We start from the raw sequence: 18,534 nt of genomic DNA, 5'->3' as shown, positions 1-18,534 counted from the left end.
CGTCCTTCCGAACGGTGACGGGTTTCCGCCACCCTAGCTCAGTTCGGTGCCTGTGTGACTGGAGTGAGCAGAGTTGTTCGAGTTACATGAATGTACTTCTGAGCAGGGATTGTCCTGCCCTCACATCGTGACAGGGGCGCGTCCGCGATCGGCGGGTTCGATGGTCACCTCGGCATCGGGAAGGAACACCCGTTCGGTCGTCGTGGTTCCGTCGACGCCGTCGGTCACCGTCACCGCCACGCTCTCGGCAACCTGGCCCGCGCTCTCGATGAACCCGGTCGCGACACCCTCCTCTATGAGCAGGTGATCACCCACCAGGAGAAGAAGCTCGTCCGCCGTCACCGTTCGTCTGCCGCCCACATCTTCGATAGTCATGAATCCCAGCGTAATGCGCTGCGCTGCACTGTGCTGTTGCATGTCCGACACAGTGCCGTCGGATGTTCGACAATCGCAGCAGGAAAAGGGCGGAGGCCAATGCCTCTCAGCGGGGAGGACGGTACGTTCGCGCATCGGTCCGCGGGAAGACGAGGTTCACGAACGGATCGACGGGACCGCCGGGCGCTGAGGGCATAGCGTAGACACACGACCCGACCCCCCCATACGGAAGAAGGTGTTTCGGTGACCGACTCCGATGCAGGATTCGACCCGACCGCGCTGCGGCCCTCGTTGTTCGTCGATGGGCAGTGGCAGGGATCCGGTGACGGCGGAACCCGAGACATCGTGAACCCCGCGGACGGCAGCACGGTCGCCGTCGTGGACGAGGCAACTCCGGACGACGCTCTGCGCGCGGTGGCCTCGGCGCGGGCGGCGTTCGACGACGGGCCGTGGCGGTCGGTGACGGTGGGTGAGCGCAGCAATCTGTTGAATCGCATCGCAGATCTGCTCCAGAGAGACAAGGCCGAGCTCGCGCGTATCGAGACTCTCGATACCGGAAAGACGTTCGGCGAGAGTGAAATCGACATAGACGACGTGACGTCGGTCTTCCGCTTCTACGCCGATCTCGCAGTGGTCGAGGCCGATCGTCTGATCGACGTGGACCGACCCGAAATCATCAGCCGAGTGGTGCACGAACCGATCGGCGTCTGCGTCATGATCGCGCCGTGGAACTATCCGCTGCTGCAGATCTCGTGGAAGATCGCCCCGGCGTTGGCGGCCGGCTGCACGATGGTGCTCAAGCCGAGCGAGGTGACTCCGCTCAGCACCATCGCGTTCACCAAGTTGGTGGAAGAAGCCGGAGTGCCGGCCGGTGTGGTCAACCTGCTGCAGGGTAGCGGCGCGGTTCTCGGGGACGCGCTCACCAGGAACCGCGACGTCGACTTCATTTCCTTCACCGGTGGGCTGGCGACAGGTAGGCACATCTTGGCCGCGGCGGCCGAGAACGTCACCAAGGTGGCCGTCGAGCTCGGTGGCAAGAATCCACATATCGTGTTCGCCGACGCGGTGGCCGACGATCAGGCATTCGCCGACTCGGTCGACAACGTCCTGACCGGAGTCTTTCTGCATTCGGGTCAGGTGTGTTCGGCAGGCACCCGACTCATCATCGAAGAATCGGTCGCCGACCGTTTCGTTGCTGCCGTTGCCGAACGTGCGAAGACCATCGTGATCGGCCCGGGTATGGACCCGGCCAGCGAGACCGGACCGCTGGTGTCGCAGGCTCAGCGAGAGAAGATCGCAGCCTTCGTCGCGGGCGGAATCGAAGAGGGTGCGACGTTGGTCATCGGTGGCACCGAACCGGACAATCCGGAACTCGATGCCGGTAGCTACTTTCTGCCCACGATTTTCGACCATTGCGATCGGTCGATGAATATCGTGCAGGAGGAGACATTCGGGCCCATACTCACTGTGGAACGCTTCGACACCGAGGCCGAAGCACTCCTGCTGGGTAACGATACGAATTACGGTCTCGCCGCGGGAGTTCGGACATCCGACGCCGCGCGAGGCGAAAGAATGGTGCGTGGGCTTCGCCATGGAACGGTGTGGCTCAACGACTTCGGTGTCTACACCGCGGCCGCAGAATGGGGCGGTTTCAAGCAATCCGGCAACGGCCGTGAACTCGGTCCGTCCGGAATGTCCGAATATCAAGAGGCGAAGCATATTTGGCACAACACCTCGCCCACGGCGGCGGGGTGGTTCGGCACCCGATAACGAAAAGATCGGAAAGGCCAGGCGCATGGCACTACTGAACGACAGTTCGAGCGGAATGGACGACTTCGGCTACAAGGAGTCACTCGATCGAAGCCTCGGCAAATTCGCCAGCTTCGCTGCGGGCGTCAGCTACATCTCCATTCTCACCGGTACGTTCCAGCTGTTCTATTTCGGATTCGGTGCGGCCGGACCGGCGTATCTGTGGTCGTGGCCTGCAGTGTTCGTCGGTCAGCTATGCGTGGCACTGTGCTTCATGGAACTGGCCGCGAAGTATCCGGTAGCGGGTTCGGTGTACAACTGGGCGAAGTTGTTGGGCCGCAGAATCGTCGGATGGTCTGCGGGCTGGTTGATGCTGACGGCCTCGATCGTGACGCTGTCCGCCGTGGCGCTGGCATTGCAGCTGAATCTGCCCCGTATCTGGAGCGGATTCCAGATCATCGGTGACGGTTCCGGCGCCAGTGATTTCGCGGCCAACGCGGTGCTGCTCGGTGCGATCCTCATCGCCATCACCACGACGATCAATGCGCTCGGGGTCCGGCTGATGGCGATGATCAACAGCGCAGGAGTGTTCATCGAGCTCATCGCGGCCGTGTTGATCGCGATTCTGCTCGCGGCCAACATCAACCGCGGCCCCGAGGTGTTCTTCTCCACCAACGGCTACGGTGCCGGTGAGAGCGGCGGGTACCTCGGAGCCTTCCTGGTGGCGTCGTTGGCGTCGGGCTACGTGATGTACGGCTTCGACACTGCGAGCTCGCTCGGAGAGGAGACCGTCGAACCCCGGCGTACCGCGCCGAAGGCGATCCTGCGCGCCATCCTCGCGTCGTTCGTCATCGGTGGAGCCATCCTGGTGTTCGCCGTCATGGCCGCGCCCGATCTGGACGATCCGTCGCTCGGCAGCCCGGACGGTAGCTTGCAGTCCATCGTCGAAGCCGTGATGTGGGGCCCACTGGGCACCGTCTTCCTCATCTGCATCGTCATCGCGGTCTTCGTCTGCTCGCTGGCGGTGCACACCGCGGCGATCCGGCTCACGTTCGCCATGGCGCGAGACAACGCGTTGCCCTTCGGCGAGAGTCTGGCCAAGGTGAACCCGAAGACCCAGACCCCGGTGGTGCCCGCAGTGACCATCGGCGTGCTGGCCATCGTCATTCTCGTCGTCAACATCGGTCAGCCGCAGATCTTCACCGTCCTCACGTCGATCGCGATCATCATGATCTACCTCGCGTATCTGATGGTCACCGGGCCGCTGTTGGTCAAGCGAATCAAGGGTGAGTGGCCGCCGGAGGACCTGAAGCCCGGCGGGTACTTCACGATGGGCAGGTGGGGCCTGCCGGTGAACATCGCGGCAGTGGTGTGGGGCGCCGGGATGGCGATCAACCTCGCCTGGCCGCGCGAGGCCGTGTACGGAACCCCCTGGTACAACACGTTCGGTGCGTTCGTCTACATCGGCGGCATTCTGGGCGTCGGCCTGCTGTGGTACGCAGTCAAGGGACGCAAGCACATCGGCACTCTGAAATCACATGCCTCCACGGGCGACTAGAAGGAGCGTGCAGTGACAGACACCCAGTTCGATTACGTCGTCGCAGGTGGCGGGACGGCGGGGTGTGTCCTCGCTGCTCGGCTGAGCGAGGACCCCTCCGTCAGTGTCTGCCTCGTCGAAGCAGGGCCGACCGACGTCGGCGACAAGGCGATTCTCGAACTGGCCGAGTGGATGCACTTACTCGACTCCGGCTACGACTGGGACTATCCCGTCGAACCGCAGGAGCGCGGCAACAGCTTCATGCGGCACGCGCGGGCGAGAGTGCTCGGTGGCTGCTCCTCGCACAACTCCTGCATCGCCTTTCACCCGCCGGCGGAAACCCTCGACGATTGGGCGGCTGCGGGCGCGACGGGATGGGGCGCGTCGGACGTCCTTCCGCTCGTCGCGCGAGTCGAGAGCAACGACACCGGTCGCGGCCAGGACGGGCCGGTGCGTATTCGCGACGTGCCACCGAACGATCCGTGCGGTGCGGCAGTGCTCGAATCGGCCGCCGGGATAGGTCTTCCGACGGTCGCATTCAACCGCGGAATGCCGGTACTCAACGGTGCCGGCTGGTTCCAGATCAATGCGGGCGAAGACGGCTTGCGTATGTCGACCTCACACGCCTACCTGCATCCGATCATCGGCACGCGCCCCAACCTGGAGGTGCGAACGGACTGCTGGATCAGCGAGATTCTGATCGACGAATCGCTGACCGCGACCGGAGTGCGGTACCAACGCCCCGATCTCACCGGCTACGACACCGTCTCGGCGCGTCGCGAGGTGATCGTCACCGCCGGTGCCATCGACACGCCGAAGTTGTTGATGCTCTCCGGAATCGGACCGGCGGCACAGTTGCAGGAGATGGGGATCACCGTTCGGGTCGATTCACCCGGAGTGGGCGAGAACCTCGACGACCACGTCGAGGGGCTGGTGTTCTGGGAGGCGAGCAAGCCGATGGTCACCACGTCCTCGCAGTGGTGGGAGATCGGCGTGTTCGCGCAGACCGACGACTCGCTGAACTACCCGGACATCATGATGCATTACGGCAGCGTGCCGTTCGACATGAACACCCTTCGCTGGGGCTACCCGACCACCGACAACGGTTTCTGTCTCACGCCCAACGTCACCCAGGGGCGCTCGCGGGGCACTGTTCGGTTGCGCAGCAGGGATTTTCGCGATCGGGCAAAGGTGGACCCGCGTTACTTCACCGACTCCGACGGCCACGACGACGCGGTGATGCTCGCCGGTCTGAAGCTGGCTCGTCGGATTGCCGCGGACGGTCCGCTCGCAGGCTGGATCGAACGAGAGCTTGCTCCCGGACCCGATGCTGTCACCGACGACGACCTGCTTGACTACGTGCACAAGACCCACAACACGGTCTATCACCCGGCAGGCACGGCGCGAATGGGATCGGTGGACGACACCATGGCCGTGCTGGATCCCGAGTTGCGCGTCAAGGGCATCGCGCACCTGCGCGTGGTCGACGCGTCGGCGATGCCGAAGCTGCCGTACGTCAATCCCAACATCACGGTGATGACCATGGCGGAGAAATGCGCCGACCTGATCCGTGGCGGATAGATCGGAGCTGGCCGATTTTCTCGGCGCGCATCCACCGTTTCAGGGCGCGTCACCGGCAGTCCTGGCCGAGCTGGCTGCCTCGGCCGTCGAACGCGAGTACGGCGGTGGGGCATGGGTTGTGGACCCTCCGCGGACCGACGTCTCGGCAGCTGCCGACACCGTATGGGTGGTGCGCACCGGGCGTGTGGTGATCACGCACCCGGATGCCACCTCTCCCACCGAGGTGCCGATCGACACCATCGGGCCCGGTGGTGTCTTCGGCTTCTCGGCTCTGCTCTCCGGCGGAACCGTCGAATTCCGTGCGCGAGCAACGGAACCGAGCATCGTGATTCGATTGCCAGGCGAGCTGATTCGGCCGTTGTTCGCGACGCCGACCGGCCTGGCGTTCCTGGCCGACGCCGTCACCTCGGCCACCGCGCACCGCGGCGGGCCGGTCGAGGGGAGTGCGGGCCGCACCGTCGGTGAATTACTCTCGGCCCCAGCGGTGTTCACGCCCGTCGGCACCACCGTTCGAGATGCCGTCCGGCACATGACCGAGCAGGGCAGCTCCTACGTTCTGGTTCCGCTGCGCGGTTCTCGCCACGGCATCTTCACCGACCGCGACCTCCGAATTCGGGTGGTGGCCGCCGGGATCGGCGTCGATACTCCGATCGAGAAGGTCATGACCTCGCCTGCCGAGACCGTGACGGCGGACCGGTTGGCCGGCACGGTACTGATGGACATGCTCGAGCGAGGCCTGCGGCACATGCCGGTGGTGTCGACCCGCGGTGAGGTACTCGGCGTCGTCGAGGATTCGGATCTGCATGCCGCGTCCACCCGGCGCAGTTTCGTGGTCCGCCGAGCTGTGGCTTCGGCCTCGACCGCCGCCGAGCTCGCCGACGCAGGCAGGCTCGTTCCTCGCCTGGTGGTGGATCTGTTCGAGGGCGGAACCGATGCGATGGCGGTCAGCGCGATCCTCTCCGTCGTGGTCGACAGCCTCGTCCGCCGGGCCGTCGAGATCGAATGGACCGCACGTCCGGACGTGCCGCGTGACCACTTCGCCTGGATCACTCTCGGCAGCGTGGCGCGTCGAGAAGCGATGCCCTCCTCGGACGTCGACAGTGCATTGACATGGGCGGATTCCACCGCAGATCCCGATGTGCGAGGGACATCGAACGCGGTGTCGTGGACCCGCGACGAGGCGTTGATGGACTTGGCCACCCGTGTGCACGTGAGCCTCGACGGTGCCGGATTGCCGTCGGACACCAATGGAGCGGTCGCGAGTTCGCCCCGATTCGCACGCTCGGCCGGTCAATGGGAAAGGGCCGCTGCTCACTGGCTCAGCAACCCGTTCGGCGAACGTGGCAATCCGGCGGAAGACTCCGGCCTCATCATGTCCTCGTTGATGATCGACGGCAGAGTGGTGTGGGGCCCGAAAGAACTGCACACGGTGCCCGAGGCCTACCGGCGACTCCTGGTCGATCACCCCGACGCCCTGCGGTTGCAACTGCGGGACGCCCTCGCCGGACGGGCTCGGCTGCGATCGCTGCGAGACGTGTTGGCTCGGCGCGGCGGCACGTTCGACCTCAAGGCCCATGCCCTGACGCCCATCGTCAACCTCGCTCGGTGGGGTGGGCTGTCGGTCGGCATGGCATCGGCCTCGACCCCCGCGCGGCTCGCGGCGGCGTCGGGCAACGGCATGCTCTCCGAACGTGATGTCGCTGCACTGTCCGAGGTGTTCGAGCTGCTGCAGCGGCTTCGACTGTCGCATCAGATCGACCAGATCACGGCCGGCCACCGACCCGGTGACGTGCTGATCATGGCAGATCTGTCACCTCTGGAGCGGAGTCTGCTCACCGACGGCATCCGCGAGATCGCCGCGGTGCAACGACGCGTCGGGTATCTGGCGGCCAACGTCGGCGTGCATCGATGACCTGCAACGACCAGACTGTGTGCCGTGACCACCAATCCCGTGAGCGTTCCCATCCCGTCCACCGTCGAACACCATCGGTTGGCGGAATCGCCCGGGGTCAGTGGACCTTGGCGTCAGTGGGGCCCGTACCTGGCGGGGCGCCAGTGGGGCACGGTGCGCGAGGACTACTCGGAGGACGGTAATGCCTGGGCGTCGTTTCCGTTCGATCAGGCGCACAAGCGCGCCTACCGCTGGGGCGAGGACGGAATCGGCGGAATCTGCGACCGCTTCGGGTTCCTGAACTTCTCGTTCGCACTGTGGAATCGAAAGGACCCGATCCTCAAGGAACGGTTGTTCGGCCTCGCCAACGAGGAGGGCAATCACGGCGAGGACGTCAAGGAATACTTCTGGGCCGTCGACGGAACACCGACGCACAGCTGGATGCAATGGCTCTACCGCTATCCGCACGCGGAGTATCCGTACGCTCACCTGCGGGAAGAGAATGCTCGACGCGGACGTGACGACCGCGAATACGAGCTGGCCGACACCGGCATCCTCGACGAGAACAGATTCTTCGACGTCCAGGTCACGTACGCCAAGGCCTCACCCGACGACATCTGCATCACCATCTCGATCACCAACCACGGCCCCGAGGCGGCGTCGGTCGATCTACTGCCGCACCTGTGGCTGCGCAACACCTGGTCGTGGGGACGCGACGAGCGTGGCGGCACGCTGGCGCAGCTGAGCCCGCCGGACCTGATGGCAGGTGGACTCGAAGCCATCGCCGTCGACCACGGATTCCTCGGTCGCTACTACCTCAGTGCCGAGGGAACACCGGCAGTTCTGTTCTGCGACAACGAAACCAATGCCGAGGCTCTGTGGGGACAGGAGAACATCTCGGCGTACCCCAAGGACGGCATCGGCCGCCGAGTCGTCGACGGGGAGCTCGACGCGGTCAACCCCGAGCAGACCGGTACGAAGGCTGCGTTCTGGTACCGCTTCGACGACATCGCCCCCGGTGCAACGGAATCGGTCCGACTGCGGTTGTCGCCCAACCGGCCGGACGAGCAGACGTTCGGGGCCGGATTCGATGCCGTCCACGCCGACCGGCAGGCCGAGGCCGACGAGTTCTACGGTGCCGTGATCGGAGCCGACCTCACCGATGTCGACCGGCATGTCGCGCGGCGCGCCTACGCCGGTTTGCTGTGGACCAAACAGCTCTACCGATACGACGTGGAGGAGTGGATCGAGGGCGACAAGGTCGGCGCTCCGGCTCCGGACTCGAGGCAGGACCCGGGTGGACGCAATGCGCACTGGCGTCACCTGGCTTTGGCCGATGTGATCTCGATGCCCGACGAGTGGGAGTACCCGTGGTTCGCGGCCTGGGACCTGGCTTTCCACGCGATTCCGTTGGCGCACGTGGACGCCGATTTCGCCAAGGAACAGTTGGTGCTCATGTGCCGGGAATGGGCCATGCACCCCAACGGCCAACTGCCCGCGTACGAGTGGGAGTTCGGTGACGTCAACCCACCCGTGCACGCGTGGGCGGCATGGCACGTCTATCGCATCGACGGCTACCGCGATCGCGAATTCCTGGTGCGGGTGTTCACCAAGCTGCTGCTCAACTTCGCCTGGTGGGTCAACCGAAAGGACTCCGAGGGCTCGAACATCTTCGAGGGTGGATTCCTCGGCATGGACAACATCGGACTGTTCAATCGATCTGCCCCACTGCCACCCGGATTTCGGCTCGAACAGTCGGACGCGACGAGTTGGATGGCGTTCTACTGCCAGCAGATGTTCAAGATCGCGCTGGAACTCGCGCGACACGACAGCGCCTGGGACGACGTCGCGACCAAGTTCTTCTCGCACTTCCTCTCGATCGCCAAGGCAGTGAACTCCTTCGGATCGCAGCATATTTCGCTGTGGCACGAGGAGGACGGGTTCTTCTACGACGTCCTGGTTCAGCCCGAGGGCGATGCGGTCCCGATGCGGGTGCGGTCGATGGTGGGACTGCTGCCCATTCTCGGTGCCACCGAGATTCCGCCGTGGGTCGAGGAGGAATGTCCCGATCTCACCGCTCGACTGCGCTGGATTCAACGCAGGCGACCGGAGATGGTCAGCCCGCTGCTGGCTCGGCGCGAGGGCGGCGAGGTGCGCATGCTGCTGACACTCGTCCAACCCGAACGACTCAAGCGCATCCTGGCTCGCATGTTCGACTCCGAAGAGTTTCTGTCGCACTTCGGGATTCGATCGCTCTCGGCCTCCTACCGCGAACCGGTCACGTTCGACGTGGACGGCCGGAGCCTGTCCATCGAATACGAGCCGGGGGAGTCGCGCACCGGAATGTTCGGTGGGAACTCCAACTGGCGCGGTCCGGTGTGGTTCCCGGTGAACGTATTGCTGGCCGACAAGCTGCGCGCCTACGGCCGGTACTACGGCGACTCGTTCACCATCGAGATCCCCACCGGCTCGGGCAACCATCGCACCCTCACCGATGCCGCCGATCTGATCGACAACGGTCTCGCCGGGCTGTTCCGACCGGTGGACGGCAAGAGGCCCGCCGACGGGAATCGCATCGAATCGAGCCTCGACCCGCTGTGGAGCGTGCACCCCAGCTTCAACGAGTACTTCGACGGAGACACCGGCGAGGGACTCGGGGCCACACACCAAACCGGATGGACGGCATTGGTTGCGCACCTGCTCAGGCCCCGTCTGCCGCTCTGAGGGCCTGCGGCCCATGTGCGTGGAAACTCGTAGCCCACTACGAAGTTCCACGCACATGCGGCGGAGCCGCATAGTCTGGCGGGATGAAGATTCGCGGCGCAGTACTCGAAGAAATCGGCCGATCTCGTCCCTTCGCGGACTCGCATCCCATCACCGTCTCCGACCTCGAGCTCGGTTCGCCGGGCGAGGGGGAGCTGCTGATCAGAATCGAAGCCGCGGGCCTGTGTCATTCGGATTTGTCGGTGGTCGACGGCAATCGAGTTCGTCCGGTGCCGATGTTGCTCGGCCACGAGGCCGCAGGCCGCGTCGAGGAGGTCGGCGCGGGCGTCGACGACATCGCGGTCGGCACCCGCGTCGTCATGACATTCCTGCCACGCTGCGGCGAATGCGCCGGGTGCGCCACCGACGGCCAGATGCCGTGCGTCACCGGCAGCGCGTCGAACAATGCCGGGACACTGCTCGGCGGAGGCATCAAGTTGCACCGTGACGGGGAAGAGGTCAAGCATCACCTCGGAGTTTCCGGATTCGCCACACACGCTGTGGTGAGCCGAAAGTCGGTGGTTCCGGTCGAGGACGACATCCCCGCCGATATCGCAGCAGTCCTCGGTTGTGCGGTACTGACCGGTGGCGGCGCGGTGCTCAACGCCGGCACTCCGAAGCCCGGACAGTCGGTGATGGTGGTTGGCCTCGGCGGAGTCGGTATGGCAGCGGTTCTGACGGCCGTATCGGTGGGTGCCGGTGAGGTGATCGGAGTCGACGGGGTGCCAGACAAGCTGTCCACCGCAACCGATCTGGGCGCAACGCAGGTGTATTCGCCGGCCGAGCTCGCCGAGAAGGGGATCAAGGCCGACATCGTCATCGAGGCGGCAGGCAACGCGCGAGCATTCGAAACTGCAGTCGCTGCAACGGCTCCCGGCGGCAAGACCATCACCGTCGGTCTCCCCGCACCCGACGCCCGCTCGTCCATCTCACCGCTGGGCCTGGTGGCCGAAGCCCGCACGATCATCGGCAGCTACCTGGGCTCCGCTGTACCGGCTCGCGACATCCCGACCTACGCACAGATGTGGCGTGAGGGACGGCTTCCCGTCGAGAAGCTGATCTCGTCGAGAATCACGTTGGACGAGATCAACCGCGGCATGGACGAATTGGCCGACGGCAACGCGATCCGTCAGGTCATCGTCTTCGACTGAGCATCAGCGGTGGGCCGCCGTGGCGACCCACCGCCCGCGTTGCTTCGAGATCTCGATGGGATGGTCGAAGCACTCACTGATGTTGTCGGTGGTCAGTACTACGTCGACGGCTCCTTGTGTCTGTACTCTTCCGTCGCGGATGAGGAGGGCATGGGTGGTCGAGGTCGGGATTTCCTCGAGGTGATGAGTCACCAGAATGCTGGCCAGGGTCGGGTGTTCGGCCCGCAACGAGTCGAGTGCACTCAGAAGTTGTTCGCGGGCAGCGAGATCGAGCCCGGTGGCAGGCTCGTCGAGCAACAGCAGCGCCGGGTCGGGAAGTAGGGCGCGCGCGATGAGCGCTCGGCCTCGCTCGCCCTGCGAGAGCGTGTGCCACGACGCGTCGGTGCGATGGGCGACGCCGAGGGATTCGATCAGACGGTGAGCGCGGGCGATCTGGTGGTTGTCGGCCGACCATCTCGGGACCAGATCCGGAGTATTGGTCAGCCCGGTCAGCACCACCTGGAACAGCGTCAGCGGAGCCTCGATCTTCAACCGCGGGTCGACGTGGCCGATGTGCGTCCGCAATTCGCGCATGTCCACTCGCCCGAGGCGATGGCCCAGAACGTGCACTGCACCGTGCGTGGGATGGACGAGCGCGCCGAGCAAGCTGAGCAGGGTGGATTTGCCCGCGCCGTTGGCACCGAGCAACACCCAGTGCTGACCCTCCTCGACCCGCAGCGAGGCATCGCTGAGCAGGTATCGCCCGCCACGGACGAGATCGACTCGGTCGGCGAACAGGACGCTGGATGGCACCGGACGACCGTAGCTGCTGGGACGGATCGTGGAGAAGTAGGCTCTGAGGTCGGTAGAACCGACAAGACGACGAAACGAGTGTGGGTACGACGTGAGTGCAACGGCACCTGTTCGAGTAGGGGTACTGGGGTCACGCGGCAAGGTTGGGCAGGCCATCTGTGCCGCCGTCGAGGCAGCCGAGGATCTCGAGCTCGTGGCGACCGTCGACCAGGGCGATCCGCTGGCGAACTTCGTCGATGCGAACGCCCAGGTGGTCGTCGATTTCACGCACCCCGACGTTGTGATGGACAACCTGCAGTTCCTGATCGAGCAGGGTATCCATGCAGTGGTCGGCACCACCGGATTCGACGAACGGCGGCTCGAGCAGGTTCGCGAATGGCTGGCGGGATCGCCGCAGACGGGTGTACTGATCGCACCGAACTTCGCCATCGGCGCGGTGTTGTCGATGCGATTCGCGCAGCAGGCCGCCCGGTTCTTCGACTCGGTCGAGGTGATCGAACTGCACCACCCCAACAAGGCCGATGCGCCGTCGGGCACGGCGTACCGAACCGCCGCGCTGATTGCCGAGGCACGAGCGGCCGCAGGCACTCCGGCGAGCCCCGATGCGACGACGACCGAACTCGACGGCGCACGTGGTGCCGATGTGGACGGAGTGCGTGTGCACTCGATCCGGCTCGCGGGACTGGTTGCGCATCAAGAGGTTCTGCTCGGCACGCAGGGTGAGACACTGAGCATTCGGCACGATTCGCTCGATCGAACGTCGTTCGCGCCCGGTGTGCTGCTCGGAGTCCGCGAGATCGCGGGACGACCGGGGTTGACCGTCGGCCTCGATCCGCTGTTGGATCTGTGAGCTGATCGACGGTGAACAAAACGACGAAGGTGCTCGCCATCCTCGCGGTGATGGTGCTGATTCTCGGCTTCTACTTCTTTCTGCTCGGCCAGCGCGGTGTGACTCTGATCCAGAACGGTGGCGTGGCGAGCATCTCCTTGGGGATCGGGGTCCTGCTGCTGCCGATACTCGGGTTGTGGATCGTCTGGGCCACCCTCAAAGCCGGCTTCGACCACCAGCGGCTGGCCTCGCGCATTCACGAGGAGGGCCTCGAACTCGACGTCGCGGATCTTCCGCGCAGGCCGTCGGGTCGAATCGAACGTGATGCGGCGGATGAGTTGTTCCAACAGGTCAAGACCGAGTGGGAGAAGGATCCGGACAACTGGCGCAACTCCTACCGGCTGGCTCGCGCCTACGATTATGCCGGTGACCGTGGACGGGCCCGCGAGACGATGAAGCGGGCTGTGGCACTCGAACGGGACGAGAACTGACCTTCGATGCCGCGCACCCTGCTGGTCGTTCATCACACCCCGAGCCCGCTCACGCACGAGCTGCTCGAGGCAGTTCTCGACGGCGCTCACGACCCCGAGATCACCGGCGTGGACGTGCGCAGTGTGCCTGCTCTCGGCGCGACCGTTCCCGACGTACTCGGTGCCGACGGCTTTCTGTTCGGAACACCGGCGAATTTCGGATACATGAGCGGGGCTCTGAAACACTTCTTCGACACCGTGTACTACCCGTGTCTCGGTGCCGTTGCCGGAAAGCCCTACGCTGCTTGGGTTCACGGCAACGACGACACCGTGGGTGCCGGCCGGGCGATCGAGAAGATCGCGTCGGGCTGGGGTCTGGAGAAGGTGTTCGGCACCCTGCACGTCGCCGAGAGCGGCAAACCTGCACGTGAACGCTGCTACGAACTCGGCGGAACCGTTGCGGCGGGGTTGTCGATCTGAGGACTTCCTCGCGCGCTCCTTCGGTTGCTCGCACACCCGACCCGAGAACTACGAAGTAGCCGACGCCCTCAGGTCCGTAGTAGGGCGCTACTGATTCAGTCGGAGTCGGCGGGGGAGTCCGGGCGCAGAATGTCGTCGGCCGGGATCGGCAGCGGAATCTCGAGCAGGCGCTCCGGCCAACTCGGATACGCGGGCCTGATCCACACTCGGTTGTCGTCGAGTTGCGTCATCAGCACCCGCCGCCACGGCCAGTCCTCCTGCGGTGCACTCAGATCGGTCTCGGATTCGAGTGGCAGGGGTGCCTTGGTCCAGTGCGGAGCCGACAGCGATGCCAGACCGCGATCCTCGAGCTGGGCGATCGCAGTCTCGATCGGCACGCCGTGCGCAACGGTGATGCCGGCGGGATTGACGGCATCGACGGTGTAATCGTCGTCGTATTCGTCCTGTGCACTCCTGTCGTGGGCGACGGTCCACCCGATCACCTCACCGTCGGAGGCTCGTCTCACCGGCAATCTGCTGCGCCACCGCTCGATATCCACTGCCGCGAGGATACGCGGTAAGAAAAGTGAGTTCGGTGAAGAAACTATTGACAGTTGTGAGCGAGCAGGGCGGTACACGTGTTTGACTGCAGGAGATACTGCACGCTTGTACCGCTTTCTATCTCAAGGGATTTCGATGACCCTCCGCATTCTCGATCGCTCCGCCATCGTCGCGACACCCGAGTGGAGCCGCTGGTTGATACCTCCGGCCGCGCTGTCCATTCACCTCGCGATCGGATCCGCCTACGCCTGGAGCGTGTTCAAGAACGCCATCTCGCAGCCCGACGCACTCGGGCTCAGCGGCACCGTCACTGCCATTCCGTTCCAGCTCGCCATCGTGATGCTCGGCCTGTCCGCGGCGATCTTCGGAACCCGCGTCGAGAAGAACGGTCCGCGGTGGGCTATGGCCGTCTCCCTGGTCTTCTTCGTCTCGGGACTGTTGCTGTCCGCGCTCGGCATGGCCCTCGGACAGTTCTGGCTGGTGATCTTCGGCTACGGGTTCGTCGGCGGTATCGGCCTCGGAATCGGCTACATCTCACCGGTCTCGACGTTGATGAAGTGGTTCCCGGACCGGCCGGGCATGGCCACCGGTATCGCCATCATGGGCTTCGGCGGCGGCGCACTCATCGCGTCGCCCCTCACCAGCCAGCTGATGGTGAACTTCGGCGGTTTCACCGACGGGTCCATCGCCAAGACGTTCCTCACGCTCGGCGTCGGATACGCGGTGTTCATGGCACTGGGAGTCGTGCTGATCAGAGTGCCGGCCGAGGGATGGACCCCGGCCGGATGGACCCCGCCCGCGTCCTCGGCAATGATCTCGACGCACAACGTCTCGGCCGCGAACGCAGTGAAGACTCCCCAGTTCTGGCTGCTGTGGGTCGTCCTGTGCTTCAACGTCACTGCCGGAATCGGCATTCTCGAGCGCGGATCGGGCATCTATCAGGACTTCTTTCCCGACGCGACCTCGCCCGAATCTCTCGCCGCTGCGGCTGCCGGTTTCGTCGCGTTCCTCTCCCTGACCAACATGATCGGACGGTTCGTCTGGTCTTCGGTGTCCGACGTGGTGGGGCGAAAGAACATCTACCGGATGTACCTCGGTGTCGGCGCACTGCTGTACCTGTACATCGCGTTGTTCACCAACACCAACAAGATCCTGTTCATGGTCTCGGCCTTGCTCATTCTCTCGTTCTACGGCGCGGGATTCGCCACGGTTCCGGCCTATCTCAAGGACCTCTTCGGTACGTATCAGGTGGGCGCGATCCACGGACGACTCCTCACCGCGTGGTCGGTGGCCGGTGTCCTGGGGCCGCTGATCGTCAACGCCATCGCCGACGCCGGAGAACCCGGAACCACCGGCCGATACCTACCGGCGTTCTACGTGATGATCGGTCTGCTCGTGGTCGGCTTCCTTGCCAACGAGGCGATCAAGCCGGTCGCATCGAAGTATCACGAAGCCGATCCGGCGAAGGCCGCGACGACCACAGGAGCGAAGGCATGAGCGGCGGACGCAAGCAGGTCACGATGGCGGTCGCATGGGCGTGGGTTGCCGTGCCGTTCGCCTACGGACTGTACGAACTGATCCTCAAGGCGGCGAACCTGTTCAGCACGTGAGTCGACGTGTCGGTGGGCCGTGACAGGCTGGTCCGATGCAGGAGATGAGTGCCGCCGCCGCGCGTCGTACCGCCCTGGCCGCCCAGGGGCTGGCGTCGAGGCGGTCGCGTACTCGGCCGGCGAGCAAGGCCGCGGTTCACGCAGCCATCGACACCACCGGACTGTTGCAGATCGACTCCGTGTCGGTGGTGGTGCGGGCGCACTACGCACCGGTGTTCAGCCGCGTCGGTGCCTACGATCGCACTGTCGTCGACGACGCCGCATGGACCGACACTGCGCGTCGACCTCGTCGACTGGTGGAGTACTGGGCCCACGAGGCCGCATTGCTGCCCGTGGAGGACTGGCCGCTGATGCGATGGCGAATGGAGCTGTATCGACACGGGCGGTGGGGCGGAGCTGCGCACATCCTCGATCGTGAACCGACTCTCGTCGACGACGTCCTCGCGGTGATCGGCGACATCGGTGCGGCCAGCGCGGGTGAGATCGAGAAGCACCTCGAGCTGGACACCCCCGGCCGCAAAGGTCCCTGGTGGGATCGCAGTGATGTCAAGGTCGTCTGCGAACAGCTGTTCGCGGCCGGCGTGGTGACCGTGCCGACACGGACGGGATTCGTGCGCCGGTACGAGCTCAGCGAACGGGTGATCCCGGAGAACGTTCTGCACAGGCACGTCGACGAACCGGACGCGGTACGGCAACTGATCGAAAAGTCCTCTCGGGCACTGGGAATCGGTACCGAGCCGGATCTGAGGGACTACTACCGGCTCTCGCAGAAGCAGGCCAAGGCGGCGATCGGCGATCTCGTCGAGGACGGCGTACTCGAACCGGTGACCGTCCGAGGCTGGAACGCACCGGCATACCTGCACCGCGACGCCAGGACACCGCGAACGGCCACCGCCGCCGCACTGCTGTGCCCGTTCGATCCGATGATCTTCTTTCGGCCCCGGGTGCAGCGAATGTTCGACTTCCACTACCGAATCGAGATATACACCCCGCAGCACAAGCGAGTCCACGGCTACTACGTGTTTCCCTTTCTGCTCGACGGGCATCTGGTGGCTCGCGTCGATCTCAAGGCAGTGCGAGCGCAGTCCGAACTGCACGTGATCGCGGCCTACGTCGAAGGCGACCGCAACGCCGGTGACATTGCGCCTCGACTACGAGACGTACTGCGGGAGATGGCGGATTGGCTCGAACTCGAACGCGTGGTGGTGGGGGACCGGGGAGACCTCGTCGCCGCACTGCGATGACGTCGGTCGGGGGTTCGATTCTGCCGAAGTGCAGGTCGGAAGAATCGGTGTCACTATTTCCAGTGTGACTTCGCGCCGGACAGACACCGCCCCCGAACTCCCACCCCAGGTCGTCGTCCTGTTCGGGGCGACAGGAGACCTGGCCAAGCGAAACTGCTGTCCGGGATGATGCATCTGGCGCTGTCCGATCTCGCGCCGAACATCCGGGTCGTCGGCACATCTCTCGAAGAGATGTCGACCGACGAATTCCGCGCTCTCGCTCGCGAATCGATCAACACCCACTCGAGTCGCAAAGTCGGCGACGAGCAATGGAATCGTTTCGCCTCGCGACTGACCTACGTGTCGCAGCAGGCAGGACCGGCGGCGTTGGGGGAGGCCGTGGCCGAGGCCGAGATCGACCTCGGAGGAAGCGCCGAACGGCTGCACTACCTGTCTGTTCCGCCGAGAGCTGCTCTGGCAGTAGTGGATACGCTCGCATCGGCAGATCTGGTGAAGCGCTCCCGAATCATCATGGAGAAGCCGTTCGGCACCGACCTCGAGAGCGCGATCGCGCTGAACGCTCGGGTTCACCGAACGTTCGACGAGGATCAGGTCTTCCGGATCGATCACTTCCTCGGCAAGGAACCCGCTCAGAACATCCTGGCCTTCCGGTTCGCCAACGGGTTGTTCGAGCCGATCTGGAACCGCAACTTCATCGATCACGTCCAGATCGACATCCCGGAGAAGCTCGCACTGGACGGCCGAGCCGGATTCTACGAATCCACCGGCGCGTACAAGGACATGGTGGTCACGCACCTGTTCCAGGTGCTGGCATTCATGGCCATGGAACCGCCGACGGCGCTCGAACCCCGCGCCATCAGCGAGGAGAAGAACAAGGTCTTCCGATCCATGCTGCCCCTGGACCCGAAAAACGTTGTGCGAGGGCAATACTCGGGGTACCGATCAGAAGAGGGCGTAGCCCCCGACTCCGATACCGACACCTTCGTGGCTCTCAAGTGTGAAATCGACAATTGGCGCTGGGCCGGTGTGCCCTTCTATCTGCGCAGCGGTAAGCGACTCGCCGAAGGGCAGCGCATCATCTCGATCGCCTTCAGGGAACCACCGAAGAGCATGTTCCCGGCCGGCTCGGGCGTGGGAGCGCAAGGTCCCGACCATCTGACCTTCGACCTCGCGGACGCCTCGAAGGTCTCGCTGTCGTTCTACGGCAAGCGGCCCGGTCCCGGTATGCACCTCGACAAACTCAGCATGCAGTTCGCGATTCACGAAACCGAACGAGTCGGAGACGTACTCGAAGCCTACGAACGGCTGATCCTCGACGCCATGTACGGCGACCACACCCTGTTCACCACGGCCGAGGGCATCGAGCGGCTGTGGCAGGTTTCCGAACCGCTGCTCGCCGATCCACCCCCGGTCCGGTCGTACGCACCGGGGTCGTGGGGTCCCAACGCAATTCATCAACTCATCGCCCCACACGCGTGGCGGTTGCCCTTCGAGCGGGAGTGGCGCGAGAAGAAGTAGGCCG

At 64.6% G+C, this 18,534-nt stretch carries 15 protein-coding genes and 1 pseudogene; 13 read left to right on the top strand and 3 right to left on the bottom strand.

Annotation, left to right across the window (positions count from 1 at the left end):
* Positions 1–120: 120 nt before the first annotated feature.
* Complete coding sequence (locus CH291_RS23525; RefSeq protein ID WP_068050740.1) at positions 121–375, bottom strand: hypothetical protein; 255 nt, start codon at positions 373–375, stop codon at positions 121–123.
* 279 nt (positions 376–654) lie between these two features.
* Here CH291_RS23525 and CH291_RS23520 point away from each other — a divergent pair, with 279 nt between their 5' ends.
* The 6 genes from CH291_RS23520 (at position 655) to CH291_RS23495 (ending at position 11,047) form a co-directional block, all read left to right on the top strand.
* Entirely contained in the window at positions 655–2,145 is a 1,491-nt protein-coding gene (locus tag CH291_RS23520) for an aldehyde dehydrogenase family protein (protein ID WP_373454832.1), read from the top strand.
* Positions 2,146–2,170: 25 nt separating this feature from the next.
* Complete coding sequence (locus CH291_RS23515) at positions 2,171–3,682, top strand: APC family permease (protein ID WP_068050724.1); 1,512 nt, start codon at positions 2,171–2,173, stop codon at positions 3,680–3,682.
* A gap of 12 nt (positions 3,683–3,694) precedes the next feature.
* A complete protein-coding gene (locus tag CH291_RS23510; RefSeq protein ID WP_094642082.1) occupies positions 3,695–5,242 on the top strand; it encodes a GMC family oxidoreductase in 1,548 nt (515 codons plus the stop codon).
* Entirely contained in the window at positions 5,232–7,154 is a 1,923-nt protein-coding gene (locus tag CH291_RS23505; protein ID WP_094688757.1) for a putative nucleotidyltransferase substrate binding domain-containing protein, read from the top strand. Before CH291_RS23510 ends, CH291_RS23505 begins: the two co-directional genes overlap by 11 nt.
* A 24-nt stretch (positions 7,155–7,178) precedes the next feature.
* Positions 7,179–9,857 (top strand): MGH1-like glycoside hydrolase domain-containing protein, encoded by a 2,679-nt coding sequence (locus CH291_RS23500; protein WP_256980959.1) that lies wholly within the window; start codon positions 7,179–7,181, stop codon positions 9,855–9,857.
* Between the two features lie 83 nt (positions 9,858–9,940).
* Positions 9,941–11,047, top strand: coding sequence for an alcohol dehydrogenase catalytic domain-containing protein (locus CH291_RS23495; protein WP_094642078.1), 1,107 nt, complete (start codon positions 9,941–9,943; stop codon positions 11,045–11,047).
* Positions 11,048–11,050: 3 nt separating this feature from the next.
* On the opposite strand, the gene CH291_RS23490 is transcribed toward CH291_RS23495, so the two are convergent.
* A complete protein-coding gene (locus tag CH291_RS23490; protein WP_068050717.1) occupies positions 11,051–11,839 on the bottom strand; it encodes an ABC transporter ATP-binding protein in 789 nt (262 codons plus the stop codon).
* Between the two features lie 91 nt (positions 11,840–11,930).
* Between CH291_RS23490 and dapB the strand changes: the two genes are divergently transcribed.
* From dapB to CH291_RS23475, 3 genes are read left to right on the top strand one after another with little or no spacing between them, the layout of a single operon-like run.
* Positions 11,931–12,689, top strand: a complete 759-nt coding sequence (dapB, locus tag CH291_RS23485; RefSeq protein ID WP_068050716.1) for a 4-hydroxy-tetrahydrodipicolinate reductase — start codon at positions 11,931–11,933, stop codon at positions 12,687–12,689.
* Positions 12,690–12,739: 50 nt separating this feature from the next.
* The gene (locus CH291_RS23480; RefSeq protein ID WP_068050722.1) at positions 12,740–13,159 is read left to right on the top strand and encodes a hypothetical protein; all 420 of its coding nucleotides are present in this window, start codon (positions 12,740–12,742) and stop codon (positions 13,157–13,159) included.
* Positions 13,160–13,165: 6 nt separating this feature from the next.
* On the top strand, positions 13,166–13,618 hold the full coding sequence (locus CH291_RS23475; RefSeq protein WP_068050715.1) for a flavodoxin family protein: 453 nt from the start codon (positions 13,166–13,168) through the stop codon (positions 13,616–13,618).
* Positions 13,619–13,713: 95 nt separating this feature from the next.
* Here CH291_RS23475 and CH291_RS23470 read toward each other — a convergent pair whose 3' ends face one another.
* Complete coding sequence (locus tag CH291_RS23470) at positions 13,714–14,157, bottom strand: hypothetical protein (RefSeq protein ID WP_256980958.1); 444 nt, start codon at positions 14,155–14,157, stop codon at positions 13,714–13,716.
* Positions 14,158–14,293: 136 nt separating this feature from the next.
* Between CH291_RS23470 and CH291_RS23465 the strand changes: the two genes are divergently transcribed.
* The 4 genes and pseudogenes from CH291_RS23465 (at position 14,294) to zwf (ending at position 18,530) form a co-directional block, all read left to right on the top strand.
* Positions 14,294–15,655, top strand: coding sequence for an OFA family MFS transporter (locus CH291_RS23465; protein WP_068050714.1), 1,362 nt, complete (start codon positions 14,294–14,296; stop codon positions 15,653–15,655).
* On the top strand, positions 15,652–15,768 hold the full coding sequence (locus tag CH291_RS27490; protein WP_441344172.1) for an MFS transporter small subunit: 117 nt from the start codon (positions 15,652–15,654) through the stop codon (positions 15,766–15,768). The genes CH291_RS23465 and CH291_RS27490 overlap by 4 nt, the downstream gene beginning before the upstream one ends.
* A 35-nt stretch (positions 15,769–15,803) precedes the next feature.
* Entirely contained in the window at positions 15,804–17,012 is a 1,209-nt protein-coding gene (locus CH291_RS23460; RefSeq protein ID WP_094642070.1) for a winged helix-turn-helix domain-containing protein, read from the top strand.
* A 43-nt stretch (positions 17,013–17,055) separates the two neighbouring features.
* Positions 17,056–18,530, top strand: a pseudogene (gene zwf, locus CH291_RS23455) (glucose-6-phosphate dehydrogenase).
* Positions 18,531–18,534 lie beyond the last annotated feature (4 nt).

The organism is Rhodococcus sp. 14-1411-2a, assembly GCF_002259485.1.
Lineage (GTDB): Bacteria > Actinomycetota > Actinomycetes > Mycobacteriales > Mycobacteriaceae > Rhodococcoides.
This window is presented reverse-complemented; position numbering and strand designations above follow the sequence as displayed.